The following is a 22,535-nucleotide window of genomic DNA, read 5'->3' as shown; positions in this document are numbered from 1 at the left end:
ACATATCTCTTCAGTTATCATCAATGTCAAAGAGCAACACCAAAAGGCCAAAAATAAAACCGTAACGCCAATACCTTAGCGCAACCGCCTCACTCAATCCTTCAGATGCCCCAGTCTATCCTGAGCGTCTCAGCCGTCTTTCCGACCCGTCAGAACCGTCTCTCCAGTCTGTCTCCGCTGTCTCTCCAGCGTGTCCCCAGCGCCTCAGCAGCGCCGGTGAAGGGGGTTCTAAGTATAACCACCAAGACCCGCAACCCAAAAAACAAAGAAATCCGAACTTTCTGCAAAGAAAATGTGAAAACAAAACAAATACAAATGCTTACACAAACACAAAGTCAGCAAAACTGACCAAAAATCAAAACCAAAACCAACAACTCAACACACCATTCACCAAAATCATCAACAACCCACAGACTTACTCACAGACTCACTCAAACAAACACCAAGAATCCAACAGAATCCGAGTCGCTCTAGCCAATTCAAGGCAACAAACCAAAGCATCAGCAACACGAAAACTGAGCGAAGACGGAGAAGGACTACTCCGAAAGCAGCATGGCTCCGTTTGACCCCCTGCAGAACTTGCGATCAATTTCACGAGCAGAGGCCGAACCATTAGGATAGGCCACATGGCTCAGGGTCAGGCATCCGCCTGATTTTCTTGTCACCTTCACCACACCATGCGCCGAACTGTCCGGATTGGACCATTTCACAGAAGATCCAGGCCCGACATCTGCATGGGAATAGAGCGCCACTTCTGCTGCGCGCATGGCGTCAAAATCTTCGGGCGTGAGAGGCGACTTTGCAAGAATACGGCTGAGAGGGCTTGCGGCCACAGGAAGAGAGACCATTGCCGAGACACTAACAAGGGCGAACGCTGAAACGAAAGTTGAAGCTTTAATCATTGTTTATCCACTAAACCAACACTTTGCCGCTGGGACCAACCAAGGACGATTACAAGTAAGGCGCCCCAGACCCACCCTACGGTCCACCCTTCTATATGACCACCCAAGAACAAGCGACGCAACGACTAAGAGAACTTTCGAAACAGACGAGTCATGTCAAAGAGTTCATCAAGGCGATCATAGCGATCTTTGGTTTTATCCCAGCTCTCCTCCTGGGTGGCAGCAATCATCGCCTCCAGGAGCATCATGGTGGAGATGTTGGAATCCCAAGCCGAAGGGATCTCTACCCAGCAGTTGAATGTAAAAGCAGCATCTGCAGCAATTGGGCTGGCCCATTGGTCGGTGATCAAGATCACCGTAACGCCGCGCTCGGCTGCAAGCTCTGCCAGACGTTGGAGATTGGTTTCGTAGCGACGCACATCAAACATCAGAAGCGTATCCCCCTCCTCCATATCCAAAACATAGTGTGGCCAGGTGGCTGAAGAGGAGGTCATATGGGTGACCCGCTGCCGGATCGCCTGAAAATGGGTAAAGGCATAATCGGCAAGCGCCCGCGTGATACGGCCACCCACGACAAAAAGGCGGCCCTCCGTATTGGCAAGTTGGCGGACCGCAGCGTCGAACTGTGCGGAGTCTATATTAGAGAAGGTCTGACCGAGGTTGTCGGTTACTGCCTGTGCAAATCTATTCAGCAGATGACCTTCGGGCGCTTCAGAAGCCCAATTCTCACGACGTTGAGTAGGCCCCGAAACCTTTGCCTCCAGCTCTTTCAGGAGCGCCTGGTGAAACTGAGGATATCCCTTAAAGCCGAGCTTTTGCACCATACGTGCGACGGTCGGCGTGGAGACCTCAGCATTGGTTGCGACTATGGTGATCGATGCCAGTCCTGCAGCAGGGTAGTTTTCCAACAGGGAGCTCGCAAACTTGCGCTCTGACTGGGTGAGTGAGTTGTAATGCTCTCGAATGAGCTCACGCACTGTAAGGGGTGGTTTGGTCAAAGCGCGATCCTCCTAGTGCTTCAATTACGGGCCAGAAACATGAGCCAGCGCCTAAGAATGCAGCTAATGCAGCAACATGGCCAGCCCCGGATAAATCTGTACTGAAAACATATTGACAGAAATATCTCTTCATGGAAAGATTTTTCCAAAGACGGGGAGACTGGAATGATTTCGAGCGATTCCAACGCTCATTGCGAGGCCTTTGAGGTCCTGAATGCCGCTGGCCGCGGAGAGGCCGTGATTCTGTGCGAACACGCCAGTTATCGCATCCCCCCTCGCTATCAGGGGTTGGGGCTGGCAGAAGCGGATCGCCAAAGCCATGCCGCCTGGGACCCTGGTGCGCGAGCTATCGCTCTACAGCTTGCCAAGGCGCTGGATGCCCCACTGGTTGCCTCGCGGGTTTCGCGCCTGGTCTATGATTGCAATCGCCCACCTGAAGCCGCAAGCGCTATGCCAGAAAAGTCAGAGCTGATCGAAGTGCCCGGCAATCGCAGTCTCAGCCAAGACCAGAGGGACGAAAGGGAAATGACGATCTATCGCCCCTTTTGCGCCGCAGTGGAGCGTACGCTTGAAGCACGAAAGAAAGAGGGGTTGAGCACCGTTCTTATCACAATTCACAGCTTTACACCGGTTTACCATGGCACGCAGCGCGCGGTTGAAATTGGCATCTTGCATGACAGCGATACCCGTCTAGCCGACGCAATGCTGGCACAGGCCCCTGCTCTTCCCCACCGATGCGTTGAGCGCAACGAACCCTATGGCCCCAGCGATGGTGTCACCCATTCGTTGAAGCTGCATGGGCTCAAGAACGGTCTTGCGAATGTGATGATCGAAGTCCGCAATGACTTGTTGCGCAATGCTGAAGAGGAAGCGCTCATGGCGCAGGAGCTGTTGACCCTTCTTACGCCAGCGCTTTGCGCTCTCAAGCAGGAGGGCTGCAAGGATGCCTAGGCCAATTCTGCGCTATATCCGTATGATCGAGGCACTGAACAGGTTCATTGGCCGGTTTGCCATGTATCTGATCTTTGCTCTCATCGGTGTCCTCTTATGGTCCTCGGTTTCCAAGACCTTCTTCAATCCATCGCTTTGGACGCTTGAGACTGCGCAATTCATCATGGTCGCCTATTACATCCTGGGCGGCCCCTATTCGATGCAGATGGGCTCTAACGTGCGGATGGATCTCTTCTATGGCGGCTGGAGCCTGCGCACCAAAGCCTGGGTGGACGCCTTCACCGTCATATTCCTGATGTTCTATCTGGGTGTGCTCTTCTATGGGGCAGTCAGCTCTACCGCCTATAGCCTTGGCTATTTCGGGCTGGAGCCCTTTGCCTTCTTTGGCGAGTTGATCACTATTCTGTTCACTGAAGGGCCTACAACCGCAGGCGAAAAGCTGGGCTATCTGGAGCGCAGTTCAACTGTCTGGCGACCCTATCTCTGGCCAGTCAAAACCATACTATGTTTCGGTGTCTTCCTGATGCTGCTGCAATGCCTTGCCGAATTGTTCCGCGATATCGGCCGTCTTCGCGGAGTTGAAATCTAATGTCCTATGAAATGATCGCTCTCATCATGTTTGCCGGCATGATGCTGATGTTGATGACCGGCCAGCGAGTCTTTGGCGCCATCGGCTTCGTCGGAGCCGTCGCCGGGATGCTGCTCTGGGGCACAGGTGGGGTTGAAATTCCCTTTGCCGCTTCGATGAAGCTGATGAAGTGGTACCCGCTGCTGACGCTGCCGATGTTCATCTTCATGGGTTATGTGCTGTCGGAATCCAAAATCGCGGATGATCTCTATCGCATGTTCCATGTCTGGATGGGGCCGGTGCAGGGTGGTCTGGCCATTGGCACCATCGGCCTCATGGTTCTTGTTTCAGCCATGAACGGCCTTTCTGTAGCAGGCATGGCAATCGGCGCCACAATCGCCCTGCCCGAGCTGTTGCGCCGCGGCTATGATAAAATCCTGGTAACAGGCACCATTCAGGCCGGTTCCTCGCTGGGCATTCTGGTCCCACCCTCGGTGGTGCTGGTCCTCTATGCGATGATCGCGCGACAGCCTGTTGGCCAGCTTTGGCTGGCGGGTGTTGTGCCTGGCCTGCTGATGGCGACGATGTTTGTCATCTACATCTATATCCGCTCCAAGATGCAGCCCCAACTGGGCCCTGCGATGTCGCCAGAGGATCTGGCGGAATATGAACAGATCAGCAGCCACCCTCTGCGACTGAACTATGTGGTTCTGGCTGCAATCGTGCTGATCCCATTGCTGGTCAAGCTGGATGTGATCGCAGCGAAATCCGCCCTTGGATTTGCCTTAGGCACAGCAATCCTCGCCTTTGCGACGCGGAACCTTCCCATGTTCCACCGGGACCTTTTCCTAAAAGAGAAGAACCGGCTCCTGTTCTCAGGCGTGCTACCGCTGGCAATCTTTGCCGCCATGATGGTGCCCTTTGTAAATGGCTGGACCTCGCTGGTGGAAAGCTCTGCTATTGGCGCCATGACTGCCTTTATAGCGGCCATCCTCAAGGGGCGCATGAACAAGCAGGTCTTTGAGACTTCGGTGCGCAATACTCTTGGCATCTCATGCATGTTTATGTGGATCATTCTCGCCGCCTTGGGCTTTGGCGCCATCTTTGACGGGCTGGGGGCTGTGAAAGCTATAGAAGATCTCTTCACCACCCAACTGGGCCTCAGCCCCTGGATGATCCTGATCCTGATGCAGCTCAGCTTCCTGATCATGGGCACTTTCCTGGATGACACCGCTATGCTGGTCATCGTGGCACCGCTCTATGTGCCGCTGGTGGGCACGCTTGGCTTTGATCTGATCTGGTACGGGGTGCTTTATACCATCACCACCCAGATCGCCTATATGACGCCACCCTTTGGCTACAATCTCTTTCTGATGCGCGCCATGGCGCCGCCAGAGATTGGGCTGAAGGATATCTATATCTCCATCATCCCCTTTGCCGCCGTCATGGTGGTGGCCCTGGCTCTGATCATGGTGTTCCCACAGATCGCACTCTGGCTGCCAGAACTGGTCTACGGAAAATGATGCGAGACACCCGAGATAACCAAAGAAGAGCCTTGTTCAGAGGCCTGATTTCAAGACTGAAATACAACAAGGAGTGAGAGTAATGACAACAAGACGTAAGTTCCTGCAGACCGCTGGTGTGGGCGCAATGGCCGCGCCGCTGGCCACCCCGGCACTGGCCTCTGGCACCATCAAATGGCGCATGCAGACCTATGCCGGCGCTGCGCTGGCCGAGCATGTGGTGAAACCCGCAATCGATATGTTCAACCAGATCGCGGGCGACCGCATGCAGATTGAGCTGTTCTACGCCGATCAGCTGGTTCCCACCGGAGAGCTGTTCCGCGCCATGCAGCGCGGCACTATCGATGCGGTGCAGTCCGATGACGACTCCATGGCCTCACCGACCGAAGTCACTGTCTTTGGCGGCTACTTCCCCTTCGGCTCGCGCTACAGCTTGGATGTGCCGGTGCTGTTCAACCAGTATGGCCTGAATGAGATCTGGGACGAGGAATACTCCAAGGTTGGCGTCAAACACATCTCGGCTGGCGCCTGGGATCCCTGCCACTTTGCCACCAAAGACCCGATCCGCAGCCTCGCAGACCTAAAGGGCAAGCGCGTCTTCACCTTCCCGACTGCCGGCCGTTTCCTAGCGCAATTCGGCGTCGTGCCGGTCACCCTGCCCTGGGAAGATATCGAAGTTGCGGTTCAGACTGGTGAGCTGGACGGCATCGCCTGGTCCGGCATCACCGAAGACTACACTGTTGGCTGGGCCGATGTGACCAACTACTTCCTGACCAACAACATCTCTGGCGCCTGGGCCGGCAGCTTCTTTGCCAACCAGGGTCGCTGGAACGAGCTGCCCGAAGATCTGCAGACCCTCTTCCGCGTCTGCTGTGATCAGTCGCACTACTACCGCCAGTGGTGGTACTGGGGCGGTGAAGCTTCTCTGCGGGTCAATGGCCCCAAAATGGAGCTCACCACCATTCCGGATGCGGAATGGCAGCAAGTCGAAGATGCTGCGGTCAAGTTCTGGGATGAAATCGCTACCGAAAGCCCCACCAAGGCCAAGGTTGTCGAGATCTTCAAGAAGTATAACGCCGACATGCAAAAAGCAGGCCGCCCCTACCGCTACGGTTAAGCACCTGTTTTAAAGACACCTGATTTGGCCTGCGCCGCAGCGGGCCAAATCACTTCCGCAAGACAATTGCCAAGGCCCCGGAAACGGGCGTTTTGCGCACAACAGACAAAGGGTCGCTCATGCTCTCCTTCGACACTCTTAAGGACCAGGTTGTTTCTGGGGCCGTTGACACAGTTCTGGTCTGCCTTGTTGACATGCAGGGGCGGCTGATGGGTAAGCGTTTTCATGCCAAGCATTTTGTTGCGGGCGCCTGGGAAGAGACCCATTGCTGCAATTATCTGCTGGCCACCGATCTGGATATGGCGACGCCGGATGGCTATGCTTCGACCTCCTGGGAACGGGGTTACGGCGATTATGTGATGAAGCCGGATCTTTCAACGCTGCGCCCCGTGCCCTGGCTGGAGGGCACGGTCATGGTGCTCTGCGATGTGCTGGATCATCACAGCCATGAAGAGGTCCCGCACTCCCCCCGCGCGATCCTGAAGCGCCAGGTCAACCGTCTGACAGAGATGGGCTATGAGGCCATGTGCGCCACCGAGCTGGAATTCTTCCTCTTTGCCAAGAGCTTTGATGAGATCCGCCGCTCAGGGTTCAAGGATCTGGAGCCGATCTCGGGCTATAACGAAGACTACAGCATCCTGCAGACCACACGCGAAGAGCACGTGATGCGCCCCATTCGCAACCACCTTTGGGATGCGGGCCTGCCGATCGAGAACTCCAAGGGTGAGGCGGAGACCGGCCAGGAAGAGCTCAATATCAAATATGCCGCCGCCATGGCGACAGCGGAATATCACACCATCGCCAAGCATGGCATCAAGGAGATTGCCGAGGCCCGGGGCCATGCGGTGACCTTCCTGCCAAAGTGGAGCCATGAGAAGGTTGGCTCGTCGAGCCATGTGCACCAGTCTTTGTGGCAAGACGGCAAGCCCGCCTTCTATGACGAGAGCGACGCGCTTGGCATGTCGGCGCTGATGAAGAGCTATATGGCGGGTCTGCTGAAATACGCCCCCGATTACACCGCCTTCATGGCCCCTTATATCAACAGCTACAAACGCTTCATGAAGGGCACATTTGCCCCCACCCGCATCATCTGGTCGGTGGACAACCGCACTGCGGGCTATCGGCTCTGCGGCGCGGGCAGCAAGGCGATCCGGGTGGAGTGCCGCATCCCCGGCTCTGACATGAACCCCTATCTGGCCATGGCAGGCATGCTGGCGGCGGGCATTGCCGGCATCGAAGAGGGGCTGGAGCTGCAGGCGCCCACCACGGGCGATGTCTATCAGGGGGAGACCGGCATGATCCCCAGCACCCTGCGTGATGCGGCAGCGGCCCTGAAGGGCTCTGAGATGCTGCGCGCAGCCATGGGCGATGATGTCATCGATCACTATACCCGCGCCGCTGAGGTGGAGATCGAAGATTTTGACCGCGTGGTCACTGATTACGAGATCGCCCGGGGCTTTGAGCGCGCCTAGAGGCGCGCGGCCTCCGGCGGGAGTATTTTGAGAAAGATGAAACAGGGGAGCTGCTCCCCGGGAATGACGGAGGTCTTGGCATGGGCCAGACACTGAAATGCATCTCGCCGATTGATGGATCGGTTTTTGCAGAGCGCGCGGTTCTGTCCCGCGATGAGGCTCTTGCCACGGCGGAACGCGCCCATGCGGCACAGGCCGCCTGGGCGGCCCGCCCGCTGCAGGAGCGGATTGATCTGGTCATGGCGGGTGTTGCTGCCGTGGGTGAGATGAACGCGGAAATCGTGCCGGAACTGGCCCATATGATGGGCCGTCCGGTGCGCTATGGCGGCGAGTTCGGCGGCTTCAACGAGCGCGCCGGCCATATGGCCAAGATCGCCGAAGAATCTCTTGCGGATATCGAGGTTGGCGAAGACGCGACTTTCAAGCGTTATATCAAACGCATCCCCCATGGGGTGGTCTTTGTGGTGGCGCCCTGGAACTACCCCTATATGACCGCGATCAATACCGTGGCGCCGGCGCTGATTGCCGGCAATGTGGTGATCTTGAAACACGCGACACAGACCCTCCTGGTGGGCGAGCGCATGGCGCAGGCCTTCCATTCTGCAGGTGTGCCGCAGGATGTGTTCCAGAATGTCTTCCTGGATCACGGCACCACCTCCGAGTTGATCGCAGAGCGCGCCTTCAACTTTGTGAACTTCACCGGATCCGTCGGTGGAGGCCAGGCGATGGAGCGCGCGGCAGCGGGCACCTTTGTGGGTGTTGGCACTGAACTTGGCGGCAAGGATCCCGGCTATGTGATGGAAGACGCCGATCTGGATGCGGCTGTCGACACGCTAATTGATGGGGCCATGTTCAACTCCGGCCAGTGCTGCTGCGGCATCGAGCGGATTTACGTGCACGAAAGCCTCTATGACGCCTTCCTGGAGAAGGCCATTGCCATCGTGAAAGGCTATAAGCTGGGTAATCCGCTGGAAGAAGCGACTACCATTGGCCCGATGGCCAATGTGCGCTTTGCGGATGAAGTGCGCAGCCAGATCGCCGAGGCGGTCGATGCAGGCGCCGTGGCCCATATCGAGACCATGGTCGAAGACGATGGCGGTGCATATCTGACGCCACAGATCCTGACCAATGTCACCCATGAGATGCGGGTGATGCGCGAGGAAAGCTTTGGTCCGGTTGTGGGCATCATGAAGGTCTCTTCCGACGAAGAAGCCATCACTCTCATGAATGACAGCGATTTTGGCCTCACCGCCTCTCTCTGGACCCAGGATGTGGAGCGGGCCCAGGCGGTGGGTGATCAGATCGAGACCGGCACGGTGTTCATGAACCGCGCCGATTACCTGGACCCGGGCCTCTGCTGGACCGGCTGCAAGGACACCGGTCGCGGCGGCGGTCTCTCGGCCATCGGGTTCCACAACCTCACACGCCCCAAGAGCTATCACCTGAAAAAGGTCACGGCCTAAAGGCGCAGCTGCCCGCCCCCCTTTCCCTCCCGGGGCGGGCCACTTTCAAAGGAAGACATCCATGAGCCTCATTGGAAACTGGTCCTACCCGACCGCAATCAAGTTCGGCGCTGGCCGTATCAAGGAACTGGCTGAGGCCTGCGCCCAGGCCGGGATCAAACGCCCGCTGCTGGTCACCGACAAGGGGCTGGCCAATCTGCCGGTCACGCAATCGACCCTCGACATCATGGAGGGTGCAGGCCTGGGGCGCGGTATCTTCTCCGAGGTTGACCCAAACCCGAATGAGAAGAACCTCGAAGCGGGCGTTGAGGCCTATAAGGCGGGCGGCCATGACGGCGTGATTGCCTTTGGCGGCGGCTCAGGTCTGGATCTGGGCAAGATGGTTGCCTTCATGTGTGGCCAGAACCGCCCGGTCTGGGATTTTGAAGACATTGGTGATTGGTGGACCCGCGCCGATGCGGAGGCCATCGCGCCGATCATCGCCGTGCCTACCACTGCGGGCACCGGCTCGGAAGTGGGCCGCGCCTCGGTGATCACCGACAGCGTCAGCCATCAGAAGAAGATCATCTTCCACCCCAAGGTGCTGCCGACGGTGGTGATCTGCGATCCTGAGCTCACGGTGGGCATGCCCAAGTTCATCACTGCAGGCACCGGGCTGGATGCCTTTGCCCATTGCGTCGAGGCGTTCAGCAGCCCCCATTACCACCCCATGTCCCAGGGCATCGCGCTGGAGGGCATGCGCCTGGTCAAGGACTACCTCCCGCGCGCCTATGCGGAGGGCACAGATATCGAGGCCCGCGCTCATATGATGTCGGCGGCCGCCATGGGGGCCACCGGCTTCCAGAAGGGCCTTGGTGCCATCCACGCCATGAGCCATCCGATCGGCGCCCATTTCAACACCCATCACGGCACCACCAATGCGGTCTGCATGCCCAGCGTGCTGGAGTTCAACGCCGGCGCCATTGCCGACCGCTTTGACATGGCCGCAGCATACCTTGGCATTGATGGCGGCTTTGACGGCTTCCGCGGCTTTGTCCAGGAGCTCAACGACAGCATGGAAATCCCCCGCAGGCTCTCCGATCTCGGCGTCACAGAAGAGGCAATCCCAGACCTCGTCAAAGGCGCTATCATCGACCCCTCCTGCGGAGGAAACCCAATCAAACTCACCCAGGAAAACCTAACACAACTCTTCAAAACTGCGATGTAAAACGCTAGTGAAACTGAAAAACATGCGCCGGACATTCCGGCGCATGAGTTTTTGAGATGAGGAGCCACGTCATGGATTTCGACCTGGTTGTTGCCGGTGCTGGCATTGTTGGCACTTCCACCGCGCTCTGGGCTCAGAAACAGGGATTGAGGGTCGCGCTTGTTGATCCAAATTCTCCGGGTTCAGGAACCGTTTCCGGCTCCGCCTGTACCATCGCCACCTATGCTTGTCTGCCGGTCAATAGCCCTTCGGTCCTGTCCTCGTTGCCCAGCCTCATGCTGAGCCCAGAGAGTCCCTTGAGCGTTGACCTCTTGCATGCGCTACGCAATCCGCGCTGGATGCTCTCCTTTCTTGCCAATTGCCGCAAGAGCCGCGTCGAGGAGATCGCGCAGAACCTCGCTGGGCTCTTGCAGCTTGCTGACGCGGGGCTTGATCCTTTGGTTGCGGATGCTCAAGCCGAAGATCTCTTTGTTCAGAATGATGCGCTCTATGTCTGGTCCACTCGCGAAGGTTTTGAAGCCGCGCGGGAAGGCAATGAACTCCGTCGTAGACTTGGTGTCGAGATGGATGAATTGACACCGGCGCAGATCTTGGCGCTGGAACCTGCGATCAAAATGCCTCTCCATCGCGGCCTGTTGTTCAAAGGCGCAAGGCATGTTGTAGACCCGCAGGCGCTGGTGCTCCGCATGCAACAGCGGTTTTGTACTCTCGGTGGGAGTTGGCAAAACCAGCGCGTTTCGCGCCTGACGGCGGGACCCAAAGCGGCCACCGTTCATCTGGACACCGGTGCCGAGCTGACAGCACGAAAATTTGCCCTCGCAGCAGGCGCGCATTCCTCACGTATTTCCGGAGCAGGGGCAGAAAAACTGCCACTTGGAACCGAGCGTGGCTACCATGTTCTTTATCAAAAACATCAAAACCTGCTCTCCCGCCCGGTTGGCTGGGCGGAGGCTGGGTTTTATTGCACCCCCATGGCGCAGGGCCTGCGTGTTGCAGGCACTGTCGAAATCGCCTCATTGGATGCGCCGTTGAATCACAAGCGTACCAATTACCTAGGCCGCAAGGCGGAGGAAATGCTGGGTCCTCTTGGTCCAGCTGATAGCACTTGGCTGGGCTACAGACCCACTTTGCCAGATTCTCTACCTGTAATCGGACAAAGCCCGGAGGCAGAGAGCGTGATCTTCGCCTTTGGTCATCAGCACATTGGGCTAACGCTTGGAGGTATTACTGGGAAACTTGTCGCTCAGCTGGCGCAGGGCAAAGCACCCGATTGCAGCCTGTCGGCGTTTTCACCTTTGCGCTTTCATCGCTAGGTCAAAGGGCAAATCACGGTCAGAGAGAGCCGCCAAGGCTGATGGCCGGGGTTAGTTGTTCAAACACCGGGGCAAGTTCATCGCCTTTCTCGCGAGCCTTCAAGATGATCTCTGCTGCACGTTCCCCAATCTCGCGACGGCAAGCATCGGTGGTTGCAAGCTGCAGGGGAAGACCCGCAAGGATCTGCAAGTTGTTGAAACCGGCAAGTGCAACATCGCCAGGCACAGAGAGGCCATTTGCAAGACAATGCATATAGCCGCCGACACTCATCACATCGCTTGAGTAGTAGATACAATCAATATCGGGATTGCGTTCCAGCATTTGAGCGGTCAGTTGGCGTCCAGTTTCAATTGAGCTGTCGCCCGCATAATGTTCCAGATCTTCGAGTTCCAATCCCTGCCTTTGCAGGGCTTCACTAAATCCATCAAATCGTTTTCCAGCTCTGAAATCCTGGGGCATTTTGGTTCCGATGAAACCAATGCGACGATAGCCCTGCGCGAGGATCTGTTCCGCCATGTCGCGCCCTGCCTGGACATGGGAAATGCCAACGCAATGGCGCAGTGGCGTCCCATCAACATCCATGACCTCCACAACCGGGCAATCACTTTGTTCCAGCATCTTGCGGGTGGCCTCATTGTGTTCAAGTCCAGCAACGATCAGGCCAGAAGGTCTCCAGCTGAGCATTTCGCGAATGACTTCCTCTTCTTCATCCAACTCATAGCCGGAAACCCCGACCACGGGCTTCAGCGGGCTTTCCTTTAAGACTGAGGAAATCCCCGAAAGCACTTCTGGAAAGACGAAGCTGTTCAGCGAAGGGACAACAACGGCCACAAGATTGACTGATTGAGAGGAGAGCGATCCGGCAATCCGATTGGGGACATAGCCATGTGTTCGCGCGATCTCCTCCACCTTGGCTCTGGTTTTGGGGGAGACATCCGGCGCACCGCGCAGGGCGCGGCTTGCGGTCATTTCACTGACACCAGCAAGCTGTGCCACATCCTTCAGGAGCATTTTCTTGGTCATGGGCGCATGGTCTTGCACTTCACCATCCTTCGCAAGGGCCAGTCGGTGGCTGCTGGCATTCTAGGGTTGATATTTTCAAATGTTATCGATAACGATAACGCAACCGGTATCGATACCTGCCTCATGACGCCTGCGGGCCCACTGCAAGGAGACAAGCAATGACCCTGAAGATCGCAATCAATGGATTTGGACGCATCGGGCGTGGTGTACTGCGCGCCCTGCTGGAACGGAACGAAAGCGAAGTAGAAGTGGTTGCGATCAACGATCTGGCCCCAGCCCCCACTTTGGCACATCTGCTGAAGTATGACAGCGTCCATGGCAGACTTAGGACGCCGGTTCTGCACTCGGACGACAAGCTGCAAGTTGGCAGGCACAACATCCGCCTTACGGCTATCCGCGCACCCAAGGACCTGCCCTGGCAGGATGTGGACATCGTCTACGAATGCACGGGCCTGTTCACAACACGCGAGACAGCAGCGGAACATCTTAAAAATGGCTCCAAACGTGTCCTGATTTCCGCCCCGGGTAAAGGCGCCGACCGTACTGTCGTCTACGGGGTAAACCATGAGGATCTGACAGAGACGGATGTAATCGTTTCCAACGCCTCATGTACAACAAACTGCCTGGCACCTTTGGCGCAGGTTCTGGACCAGAGATTTGGCATTCAGACGGGCTATATGACAACGATCCACGCCTTTACCGGTGACCAACCCACCCATGACAGCCCTCACAAGGATCTTTATCGGGCCCGAGCAGCCTCTCTCTCGATGGTCCCAACCTCAACCGGTGCGGCCCGGGCAATCTCAGAAGTTCTGCCCAACCTCAAAGGCCGGCTGGAAGGCTCCGCTATTCGGGTGCCCACGGCCAATGTCTCCATGGTGGATCTCAGTTTTATGCCAGAACGCGCAGCGACGGTTGAAGAAGTGAATAAAGCCGTTGAAAAGGCATCTCTGAACGGTTTGACCGGCATTCTGGCCTATGAAGAGGATCCCATGGTCTCGGTCGATTTCAACCACGACCCACATTCTTCCTGCTTTGCTGCGGCCCAAACCACCGTTACTCCCGGCGGCATGGTCCGGGTCGTAAGCTGGTATGACAACGAATGGGGGTTTTCCAACCGAATGATCGACACCGGCCGTCACATGGGCGGCCTGCTGAAAGAGGCAAAGATTCCCCTGGCGAGCTGAACAGCTCCCCTTCCTGACTGCCTTTTCCTTGCCTCCTGTGCAGGGGTAAGGCACTCTGGCTGGAGGATGCCCGTAGCCAGGACGCATCCACCAGCCAGGGCTTTTTCGAGCCCCAGCCTCGAAGGAGCCTACAGTGAAATCCGTCCGCCTCAGATTGCTTTTTCTGGCGCTCCTGCCGCTCAGCGTTCTGATGCCTTTGCTTTTGGTTTTGGCTAGCGCGCGCTGGAACTCTGACTATGACGCAGTGCTGATCGCCAAGGTCGAGAGTGATCTGCGAATTGCCGAGCAATATCTGGGCCATCTCCAGAGTGGCAGTGCCGATGCGCTGCTTGGAGCCGCCAGTTCTACCGCCTTTCAACACGCATTGAATGCCGGTACCGATCCACTCCGCCTTCACCTGGAAGTGCTACGGCAAGAGCTACAGCTGGATTTTCTCGAGTACATCCCTCTTCAAGCGCTTTCTAGTACCGTGGGACGCTGGCCCATAGTCCAGGGGGCCGCCAATGGGCACCATGGGTCAGTCATTGATATCTTCAGCATGGAAGCGCTGAAAGCGGGTGCGGAAGAATTGGCGACAAGAGCACGCATCCCCCTGATTGAGACAGAAGCCGCCGCCCCCACCAGCAGAAAGGTGGAAGACCGTGGCATGGTGGTTCATACAGCCGCCCCTGTGCGCGTGGATGGCCATGAAGGCGTGTTGCGCGGTGGGCTGCTCCTGAACAGAAATCTCGATTTTATCGATACGCTTAATGCACTTGTCTATCTTGGTGGGCCTGCCGAGGAGAACCGCCAGGGCACCGCAACACTTTTTCTCGAAGATACCAGGGTTTCAACCAATGTTCGCCTGTTCGAAGAGGTGCGCGCCCTGGGCACACGCGTCTCTGCCGCAGTACGAAACAAAGTCCTGACCGAGGGGAGAACCTGGCTCGACCGCGCATTTGTGGTCAATGATTGGTATATCTCCGGCTATCTCCCACTTACGGACAGCTTTGGCCAAAGGGTTGGCATGCTCTATGTCGGCTTCCTCGAAGCACCCTATTCTGCAGCGAAGCGTGAAGCTTATTGGACCATCCTGGGAGTGTTTCTGCTGGTCCTTGCGCTAACCGCGCCATTGTTCTTGAGGCTGGCCAAGGGGATTTTCTCTCCGCTGGAACAAATGAGTGAGACCATGACGCGGGTGGAAAAAGGGGATCTGGCCGCCCGTATTGGTCCTGTTGGTTCGCGTGATGAGATTGGTCAGGTTGCCGGGCATCTGGATAGTCTGCTTAATCAGGTTGAGGAACGTGACCAGAAGCTGCGCGGCTACGCCGACGAGCTGAATGATCGCGTTGACCGGCGCACTGCTGAGCTACGCAGGGCCAACCAGAAGCTGGAAGAAACCTTTAAACAGCTGGTGATGAGTGAAAAACTCGCCTCCATTGGAGAAATCACCGCCGGTGTCGCCCATGAGATCAACAACCCGGTGGCGGTAATCCAGGGGAATGTGGATGTCATCCGCATGACACTGGGTGAGGAAAAAGCGGCCCAAGTCAAAACCGAGCTTTCGCTGATTGACAATCAGGTCATGCGGATTGGCGCCATAGTTGGCAAGCTGCTGCAATTTGCGCGCCCTTCCGAATTTGGCACCTTTGAAGAAAGCCTGGAAATTGAACCTGTTGTGCGGGATTGCCTCGTACTGGTTGATCATGTGATCTCCCGTCAGTCTATAGGGGTCGAGACCCGATTTGAGCAAGTTCCACAAATCCGCATAGACCCAGGAGAGCTGCAGCAGGTGGTGATCAACCTCATTTTGAACGCAGCCCAAGCCATGGCCGGTGAAGGAACACTTTCCCTGAAGCTGAAGCAGGAGAAGCGAGAGGGCACCGCCGGTGTCACGCTCACTATTGCTGATACAGGTTGCGGCATTCCAGAGGGTCGTCTGGCAAGCGTCTTTGATCCCTTCTTTACGACCAAACTGGGCGAAGGCACCGGGCTGGGCCTCTCTATCAGTCAGAGCCTGATTCAGAATGCGGGCGGCCTTATCTCAGCCAAAAACCTGAAAAGTGGTGGGGCGGCCTTTTCCATTTGGCTTCCAGCGGTATCGGCTATGCCCCTGCAGTCAAACCAGGTTGGTACTGCAGCGCAATAGCCCCCCGCCATGATAGGGCTTCTTTGATGGGCTTTGAGAGAGCTTCTATGATCAGAGCTCAGGAAAACGCCATCTCACAGGGGGCTCCCGCCCGTTTCGGGACAATCAAAGATTGCCCCTCGCCCGTTGGGCCTAGCGCCGCGCTACGCGCGGCGCTGCACTGATGTAGTACTTAACGCTCTTTGTTTGGGAAACCATTTCAGCTTCACAGCTTTGCCAGAAGCCTCAGAGCCCCCAACCAGCGCATTTTCGGTCAATGGTCTTACGCGACACACCCAGGCGACGGGCGGCTTCCGCACGGTTGCCACCACAATCATCCAAGACATGCATAATATGGCGTTGGGTCACCAGATCCAGCGATTCCACGGCGGCAATCCCGGTCACCTGCCCCTCGCCAGAGAACTCATCTGGGAACTCTCCCAGGATCACAGATCGCTCAATCAAATTGCGCAGCTCGCGCACATTTCCGGGCCAATCATAGCGAGAAAACTTCAGAAGCGTTTCTTCATTCAAGGCCAAGGCTGGCATTCCAAGGGAGGTCGAAAACTGCTCCATAAAGAGAGAGGCCAGTTCAACAATATCCTCGATGCGCTCCCGCAGCGGAGGCATCTGGATTTCAACCACATTGATACGATGGTAGAGATCCGCGCGAAAACGTCCCTCTGCCACAGCCTCTTCCAGATTGGCATTGGTCGCAAAGAGAACGCGCAGGTTCAGCGGGATTTCACGCTCCGCTCCAATCGGCCGTACACGTTGATCTTCCAACACCCGAAGTAGGGCCGCCTGCACCTGCTCAGGCATCTGCGCCACTTCATCCAGAAACAGGGTGCCGCCATCGGCGTGCAGGAACAGACCATCCTGACGCCGGTTCTGCGCATCAATTCTCCCAAAGAGCTCTTCGGCAATACGGTCCGGCGAGATCGCGGCACAGTTCACCGCGACAAAAGGCTTATCCGCCCGGTCCGACTGGGAATGGAGGGTCCGGGCCGCAATTTCCTTACCTGTTCCACTGGCCCCAGTGAAAAGAACAGGAGTGGGAAGTGGCGCAAGCCGTGTCAGCATCTCGCGTGCCTGGCAGATCGAGGGGGATTTCCCCAGTAACCGCCCACGTGCAAGGCGCCCCTCGGCAGACAGTTCGTGTTTCAGCAAATAATTCTCGCGGCGCAGATACTTGCGATCAAGGGCCCGGGCGACAGAATTCAGAATTTGATTTGCCCGGAAGGGTTTTAGCACAAAATCCGCAACCCCCGTACGTAGGGCCAGAATGGCAGTCTCAAGATCAGCATAGGCCGTGACCAAGATGGTATCAGCAAAGAGCCCCACCCGACGCTGTTCTTTTACCCATTCCAGACCAGTCTTTCCCGGCATGATATTGTCCAGAATAATCAGATCGAAATGGGATTGGTCCAAAATTGCGGAAGCCTCTGCAGCGGAAGCCGCCTGCTCCACCCTTTTGCATCTTGGTGCCAGAATTTTGGTCAGGAAATTGCGCATACCCGGCTCATCATCAATCACCAGAATTGATGCCCCTGCCAGGTTCTCACCATATTCATCGCTGGTTGCAGCGGCGGCCACCATGCTCCCCTGCCTCTCGTTCCTGATCGCGGTCAGTGTCATTTCAGCCGAACCGCCTCGCTGGCAAAGATCTCGTCGCTTCCATATCCCGCATTTTCCAGGGTCAGGTCGGCGAGAACAGCAATCACGGCTGTCGCCAGTAGCCCAGAAATCATTGCTTTCATTTCATATGTCTCCCTTTTGCCTATAACTGCAACCCCAGCCTTCAAAAAACGACAAAACCTATTCCGCCGGGGTCTGGGCTTTGGTCTCCCCCTGCGGAGGTGTTTTCAGCTCCTCGAGCCAGATCGAGTGGTGCTGACGCGCCCAGGCCTCATCCACTTCGCCGGAACCCATCGCATCATAGGCCCCCTCCATTCCCAAGGAGCCGATGTAGATATGCGCTAGGATGATCGCCATGAGGACAAAGGCAAGGATCGCGTGCCAGGCCTGCGCCAACTGCATCTCTTCTTGCGGGGCCAACTCAACAGGCAGAGCGCCATAGCCCAGCATCTGGGGCAACCCGGTGGCATTCAACGCGTCAAAACTGGCAGCAAAAAGCGGCATTTCAAAGGGGAAAAGTAGAGAGATCCCGGTGAGGGAAATCGAGCTGCCAAACAAGACCACCGACCAAAAGATCATCTTTTGGCCCGCGTTAAATTTTTTTGCCGGTGGATGCGCCTTGCCAATGATCCCGCCAAACTGCCGGAGCCAGACAAGATCACTGCGGTTGGGAACGTTGTGAACAACCCACATGGCAAAAATCATCACCAGCCCAAGAATAAAGGCCCAAGCAACAGAGTTATGCAGCCACTTCCCCCAAACCAAAAGCCAGGCATTGGTGCTTTTGCCCAGGTAAGGTGCAATCATCACACGACCAAACAGGGTCAATATGCCGGTCACACCCAGCACGATAAAGGAGCCCGCAAGCAACCAATGACCAAAGCGTTCAATCGCCTTGAAACGGGTCACTGTTTGCCCGGATTTCTCACCATCGATCATGATCCGTCCACGCAGCAGGAAGAACAGCGCCAGCACTCCCAGTGTTGCCAGCAGCAACCCGCCGCCATATTGGCGCAGGGGGCCTGCGCGAAAGTCTAGCCAGCGCATTCCGCCGTCCTGTACCAGAACCGCTGCGGTCTCTCCTCCTGCGGAGGCCCGCATATCAGCCGATCCATATCTAAGAGCACGCCACAGTTCCGGATCAGAAACCCCGCCCAGGGTTCCCAGCTGCGCATTCAGTGCTGCAGCCCCCTCTGGGTTGCCGGTATTGCCCGCGCGAAAGCTGTCATCAATGGCCAGACCTCGTTGACGCGCGAGGATGTCTTCAAGTGTTTGTGCCCCTCCGGTGTGACTGCGGTCAGATGTCAGGGCACCTGTCGCCATGCCCTGATCCTGTGCCGAGCTGATAGACGGCAGGACCATGGAGCAAAGCAGAAAAAGGAACAATGAAAGCGCAAGGCGTGGCATGGACCGGCCTCCTCTTCAGATCGCGCGTGAATTGTTGAGTTCGGGGCGGCGCAGAGCAAATCTGTGCCGCCCCTGAGTGCTGAACCATCGGGGCTCACGCCCCATGCGGGTCAGCCACCTTTCTGATCATAGGCTGTTCCCCAGCCCCAGGCACCCGAGCCAAAGCCACGCGCAACGACACGTTCGCGGTAGACCGCAGAAACCATGTCGCCATCACCAGCCAAGAGTGCTTTGGTTGAGCACATTTCCGCACAGATGGGCAGTTTGCCCTCTGCAATCCGGTTGCGGCCATATTTGGAGAATTCCGCATTGGAGTTATTCTCCTCCGGGCCACCGGCGCAGAAGGTACATTTGTCCATTTTGCCACGGCTACCAAAATTGCCCGCCTGCGGGAACTGAGGCGCGCCAAAGGGACAGGCGTAGAAACAGTAGCCGCAACCAATGCAGAGATCCTTGGAGTGGAGGACCACACCCTCTTCATTTTGATAGAAACAGTCGACCGGGCAGACCGCCATGCAGGGCGCATCAGAACAATGCATGCAGGCGACTGAGATCGAACGCTCTCCCGGTTTGCCATCGTTGATGGTGACAACACGGCGACGGTTGATGCCCCAGGGGACCTCATGCTCGTTCTTACAAGCAGTAACGCAGGCGTTGCATTCAATGCAGCGTTCGGCGTCGCAGAGGAATTTTGCTCTTGCCATTTCTCTTTACTCCTTATGCTGCACTGATTTTGCAGAGCGTACATTTGCTCTCTTGCATTTGAGTCACGCTGTCATAGCCATAGGTGAAAGCCACATTGGCGCTTTCGCCCAGAACATAGGGGTCGGCCCCTTCGGGGTATTTGTCCCGCAGGTCCTTGCCCTGGAAGTGGCCACCAAAGTGGAAGGGCATAAAGGCAACGCCAGCTCCCACGCGCTCGGTGACCATGGCCATGACTTTGACCTTGCCGCCCTCTGGCCCCTCGACCCAGACCTGTTCGCCATCACGCACACCCAGATCATTTGCATCGCGGGTGTTGATCTCGACAAACATGTCTTGCTGCAGCTCTGCCAACCATGGGTTGGAGCGGGTCTCTTCGCCACCGCCCTCATATTCAACCAGTCGCCCAGAGGTGAGGATGATCGGATAATCCTTGGAGACATCCTTTTTCTGAATCGAGGCATAGAGGGTTGGCAGGCGGTAATCATGCCGGTCCTCATAGGTCGGGTAGTCCTCCACCAGATCGCGGCGGTTGGTGTAAAGCGGTTCACGGTGGATCGGTACTGGATCCGGGAAGGTCCAGACCACCGCCCGCGCTTTGGCATTGCCGAAGGGTGCGCATTCATGCTTGATCGCCACCCGCTGGATGCCACCGGAGAGATCGGTCTTCCAATTGGTCTTTGGACCGGCCACAGCCTCGATTGAGGCACGTTCCTCCTCGGTCAGATCACCATCCCAGCCAAGGTCCATAAGCATCTGCATGGTGAACTCAGGATAGCCATCCTGGATCTCAGACCCTGCGGAATAAACCCCTTCTGCCAATAGGTTATCGCCATCCCGCTCAACTCCGAAGCGGGCGCGGAAGGTCAAGCCACCTTCTGAAACCGGCTTGGACATATCATAGAGGTTGGGCGTGCCTGGGTGCTTCATCTCCGGGGTGCCCCAGCAAGGCCAAGGCAAACCATAATAATCGCCATCCGCCGGGCCACCATTGGCGCGCAACGTGGTGCGGTCAAAGGTATGCTGGTTGGCCATATGCAGTTTCAGCCGCTCCGGGCTTTGACCAGTATAACCAATGGTCCAAAGACCCTTGTTCAACTCGCGGGTGATGCTCTCCACATTTGGCGTTTCAGCATCTTCCATCTCGATATTACGGAACAAGCGATCTGCCCAGCCAAACTTATTGGCGAATTTGGCCATGATGACCTCATCCGGCAGGCTTTCGAACAGGGGTTCAACGATGCGGTCGCGCCATTGCAGTGATCGGTTCGATGCGGTGACGGAGCCACGCGTTTCAAACTGAGTACAGGCAGGCAGCAGATAGACCCCGTCAGTGCGATCATGAAGAACCGAAGAAACCGTTGGATAGGGGTCAATCACGACCAGCATATCCAGTTTCTCCATCGCGGTTTTCATTTCCGTCATCCGAGTCTGCGAGTTGGGCGCATGTCCCCAGAGGACCATGGCTCGCACATTGTTAGGCTGATCCATGTTGCCTGCATCTTCGAGGATGCCGTCGATCCAGCGACTGACCGGAATACCTTTGAGGTTCTGCAGGCTCTTTTCCTTGCCGTCAGCCCCGGTGATCTTGTCGAATTGACCAGCCAGCCATTCAGGCTCTTCCCCCCAAACACGGGCCCAATGGCCCCAGGCCCCCTTTGACAGGCCATAGTAGCCCGGCAGGGTATGAGACAGAACGCCAAGGTCGGTCGCCCCCTGCACATTGTCATGGCCCCGGAAGATATTGGTACCACCACCGGAGGTGCCCATATTGCCCAGCGCAAGCTGAAGGATGCAGTAGGCTCGAGTATTGTTATTGCCCGTGGTGTGCTGAGTTCCCCCCATGCACCAGATCACGGTGCCAGGGCGGTTGTTGGCCAGGGTCCGGGCCACACGGCGCAGCTGGCTTCCGGGTGTTCCGGTGACACGCTCCACCTCGTCAGGTGTCCATTTCGCCACTTCGTCACGGATTTGCTCCATGCCCCAGACACGGGTGCGGATGAACTCTTTATCTTCCCAGCCGTTTTCAAAGATATGCCAGAGCAGGCCCCAGACCAGCGCCACATCGGTGCCGGGACGGAAGCGGACATATTCATCCGCGTGGGCCGCCGTGCGGGTAAAGCGCGGGTCACAAACGATGAGCGGAGCATTGTTCTGCTCCTTGGCCTTCAACACATGCAACAGAGACACCGGATGCGCCTCGGCCGGGTTGCCGCCGATGATGAAAATGGCTTTGGAGTTGTGGATGTCGTTGTAGCTATTGGTCATGGCGCCGTAACCCCATGTATTGGCTACACCCGCCACAGTGGTGGAATGACAAATCCGCGCCTGGTGGTCCACGTTATTGGTGCCCCAGTAGGCAGCAAATTTGCGGAACAGATAGGCCTGTTCGTTGTTGTGCTTGGCTGAGCCCAGCCAATAAACGCTATCAGGTCCGCTTTCATCGCGGATCTGCATCATGCCACCGCCGATTTCGTCAATCGCCTGATCCCAGGAGATGCGCTTCCACTCTCCTCCTTCTTTCTTCATCGGGTATTTCAGGCGGCGTTCGCCATGGGCGTGCTCACGAACCGAGGCCCCTTTGGCACAATGAGCTCCAAGGTTGAACGGACTGTCCCAACCGGGTTCTTGGCCGGTCCAGACACCATCCTGCACCTCGGCGACAACGGTGCAGCCAACAGAACAATGGGTGCAGATGGACTTGACGCTTTCGACAGCGCCAGCCGCAGCGCCGGCTGCATTGGCCTGTGTTACCGCACCTCCGGTGGCGCTGATTGCCGCCAAGCCACCAATGGCTAGACCAGAGCCGCGCAGAAACGCGCGTCGATCGACGGAAGTGCCCGCCGCTGTATTCAGGATGCCGGTCCGCTGGGGGCGTCTCGCAACCCCGTTGGTCTTTTTCCTAAGCATGTAAACCTCCCTTGCTAGCCCCATTCAGGGACAGGCTGGGTGAAAG

The 22,535-nt window shown here is 56.9% G+C and carries 18 protein-coding genes; 10 read left to right on the top strand and 8 right to left on the bottom strand.

Annotation, left to right across the window (positions count from 1 at the left end):
* Positions 1 to 536: 536 nt before the first annotated feature.
* Together RSK20926_RS23200 and RSK20926_RS14210 are read right to left on the bottom strand one after the other, a co-directional pair.
* Entirely contained in the window at positions 537 to 767 is a 231-nt protein-coding gene (locus RSK20926_RS23200) for a hypothetical protein (protein ID WP_232281907.1), read from the bottom strand.
* 260 nt (positions 768 to 1,027) lie between these two features.
* On the bottom strand, positions 1,028 to 1,900 hold the full coding sequence (locus RSK20926_RS14210; RefSeq protein WP_037255227.1) for a MurR/RpiR family transcriptional regulator: 873 nt from the start codon (positions 1,898 to 1,900) through the stop codon (positions 1,028 to 1,030).
* A gap of 165 nt (positions 1,901 to 2,065) precedes the next feature.
* Between RSK20926_RS14210 and RSK20926_RS14205 the strand changes: the two genes are divergently transcribed.
* The 8 genes from RSK20926_RS14205 (at position 2,066) to RSK20926_RS14170 (ending at position 11,514) form a co-directional block, all read left to right on the top strand.
* On the top strand, positions 2,066 to 2,851 hold the full coding sequence (locus RSK20926_RS14205; RefSeq protein WP_008207737.1) for an N-formylglutamate amidohydrolase: 786 nt from the start codon (positions 2,066 to 2,068) through the stop codon (positions 2,849 to 2,851).
* Positions 2,844 to 3,440, top strand: coding sequence for a TRAP transporter small permease subunit (locus RSK20926_RS14200; protein ID WP_008207735.1), 597 nt, complete (start codon positions 2,844 to 2,846; stop codon positions 3,438 to 3,440). Before RSK20926_RS14205 ends, RSK20926_RS14200 begins: the two co-directional genes overlap by 8 nt.
* Positions 3,440 to 4,942, top strand: a complete 1,503-nt coding sequence (locus RSK20926_RS14195) for a TRAP transporter large permease (protein WP_008207734.1) — start codon at positions 3,440 to 3,442, stop codon at positions 4,940 to 4,942. Before RSK20926_RS14200 ends, RSK20926_RS14195 begins: the two co-directional genes overlap by 1 nt.
* A gap of 82 nt (positions 4,943 to 5,024) precedes the next feature.
* Positions 5,025 to 6,059, top strand: coding sequence for a TRAP transporter substrate-binding protein (locus RSK20926_RS14190; RefSeq protein WP_008207731.1), 1,035 nt, complete (start codon positions 5,025 to 5,027; stop codon positions 6,057 to 6,059).
* Positions 6,060 to 6,178: 119 nt separating this feature from the next.
* Positions 6,179 to 7,531 carry a glutamine synthetase family protein gene (locus RSK20926_RS14185; protein WP_008207729.1) on the top strand — a complete coding sequence of 451 codons (1,353 nt, stop codon included), beginning with the start codon at positions 6,179 to 6,181 and terminating at the stop codon, positions 7,529 to 7,531.
* 80 nt (positions 7,532 to 7,611) lie between these two features.
* Complete coding sequence (locus RSK20926_RS14180; protein ID WP_008207727.1) at positions 7,612 to 8,994, top strand: aldehyde dehydrogenase family protein; 1,383 nt, start codon at positions 7,612 to 7,614, stop codon at positions 8,992 to 8,994.
* 61 nt (positions 8,995 to 9,055) lie between these two features.
* A complete protein-coding gene (locus tag RSK20926_RS14175) occupies positions 9,056 to 10,201 on the top strand; it encodes an iron-containing alcohol dehydrogenase (protein ID WP_008207725.1) in 1,146 nt (381 codons plus the stop codon).
* 71 nt (positions 10,202 to 10,272) lie between these two features.
* Positions 10,273 to 11,514 carry an NAD(P)/FAD-dependent oxidoreductase gene (locus RSK20926_RS14170; RefSeq protein WP_008207723.1) on the top strand — a complete coding sequence of 414 codons (1,242 nt, stop codon included), beginning with the start codon at positions 10,273 to 10,275 and terminating at the stop codon, positions 11,512 to 11,514.
* 19 nt (positions 11,515 to 11,533) lie between these two features.
* Here RSK20926_RS14170 and RSK20926_RS14165 read toward each other — a convergent pair whose 3' ends face one another.
* Positions 11,534 to 12,538, bottom strand: coding sequence for a LacI family DNA-binding transcriptional regulator (locus tag RSK20926_RS14165; RefSeq protein WP_008207720.1), 1,005 nt, complete (start codon positions 12,536 to 12,538; stop codon positions 11,534 to 11,536).
* A 158-nt stretch (positions 12,539 to 12,696) separates the two neighbouring features.
* On the opposite strand from RSK20926_RS14165, the gene gap reads away from it, so the two are divergent.
* Positions 12,697 to 13,725 carry a type I glyceraldehyde-3-phosphate dehydrogenase gene (gap, locus tag RSK20926_RS14160; protein ID WP_008207716.1) on the top strand — a complete coding sequence of 343 codons (1,029 nt, stop codon included), beginning with the start codon at positions 12,697 to 12,699 and terminating at the stop codon, positions 13,723 to 13,725.
* Positions 13,726 to 13,858: 133 nt separating this feature from the next.
* Positions 13,859 to 15,853 carry a sensor histidine kinase gene (locus tag RSK20926_RS14155; RefSeq protein ID WP_008207714.1) on the top strand — a complete coding sequence of 665 codons (1,995 nt, stop codon included), beginning with the start codon at positions 13,859 to 13,861 and terminating at the stop codon, positions 15,851 to 15,853.
* A 225-nt stretch (positions 15,854 to 16,078) separates the two neighbouring features.
* Here RSK20926_RS14155 and RSK20926_RS14150 read toward each other — a convergent pair whose 3' ends face one another.
* The 5 genes from RSK20926_RS14150 to RSK20926_RS14135 form a co-directional block, all read right to left on the bottom strand.
* Complete coding sequence (locus RSK20926_RS14150) at positions 16,079 to 17,470, bottom strand: sigma-54-dependent transcriptional regulator (RefSeq protein WP_008207712.1); 1,392 nt, start codon at positions 17,468 to 17,470, stop codon at positions 16,079 to 16,081.
* Positions 17,467 to 17,592 (bottom strand): hypothetical protein, encoded by a 126-nt coding sequence (locus RSK20926_RS23360; RefSeq protein ID WP_008207711.1) that lies wholly within the window; start codon positions 17,590 to 17,592, stop codon positions 17,467 to 17,469. The genes RSK20926_RS14150 and RSK20926_RS23360 overlap by 4 nt, the downstream gene beginning before the upstream one ends.
* Positions 17,593 to 17,650: 58 nt before the next feature.
* Complete coding sequence (locus tag RSK20926_RS14145; RefSeq protein WP_008207709.1) at positions 17,651 to 18,877, bottom strand: formate dehydrogenase subunit gamma; 1,227 nt, start codon at positions 18,875 to 18,877, stop codon at positions 17,651 to 17,653.
* A 110-nt stretch (positions 18,878 to 18,987) separates the two neighbouring features.
* Positions 18,988 to 19,581 carry a formate dehydrogenase FDH3 subunit beta gene (gene fdh3B / locus RSK20926_RS14140; protein WP_008207707.1) on the bottom strand — a complete coding sequence of 198 codons (594 nt, stop codon included), beginning with the start codon at positions 19,579 to 19,581 and terminating at the stop codon, positions 18,988 to 18,990.
* 13 nt (positions 19,582 to 19,594) lie between these two features.
* Positions 19,595 to 22,489 carry a formate dehydrogenase subunit alpha gene (locus tag RSK20926_RS14135; protein WP_008207706.1) on the bottom strand — a complete coding sequence of 965 codons (2,895 nt, stop codon included), beginning with the start codon at positions 22,487 to 22,489 and terminating at the stop codon, positions 19,595 to 19,597.
* Between the last annotated feature and the right edge of the window lie 46 nt (positions 22,490 to 22,535).

Source organism: Roseobacter sp. SK209-2-6 (assembly GCF_000169455.1).
GTDB lineage: Bacteria > Pseudomonadota > Alphaproteobacteria > Rhodobacterales > Rhodobacteraceae > Pseudophaeobacter.
This window is presented reverse-complemented; position numbering and strand designations above follow the sequence as displayed.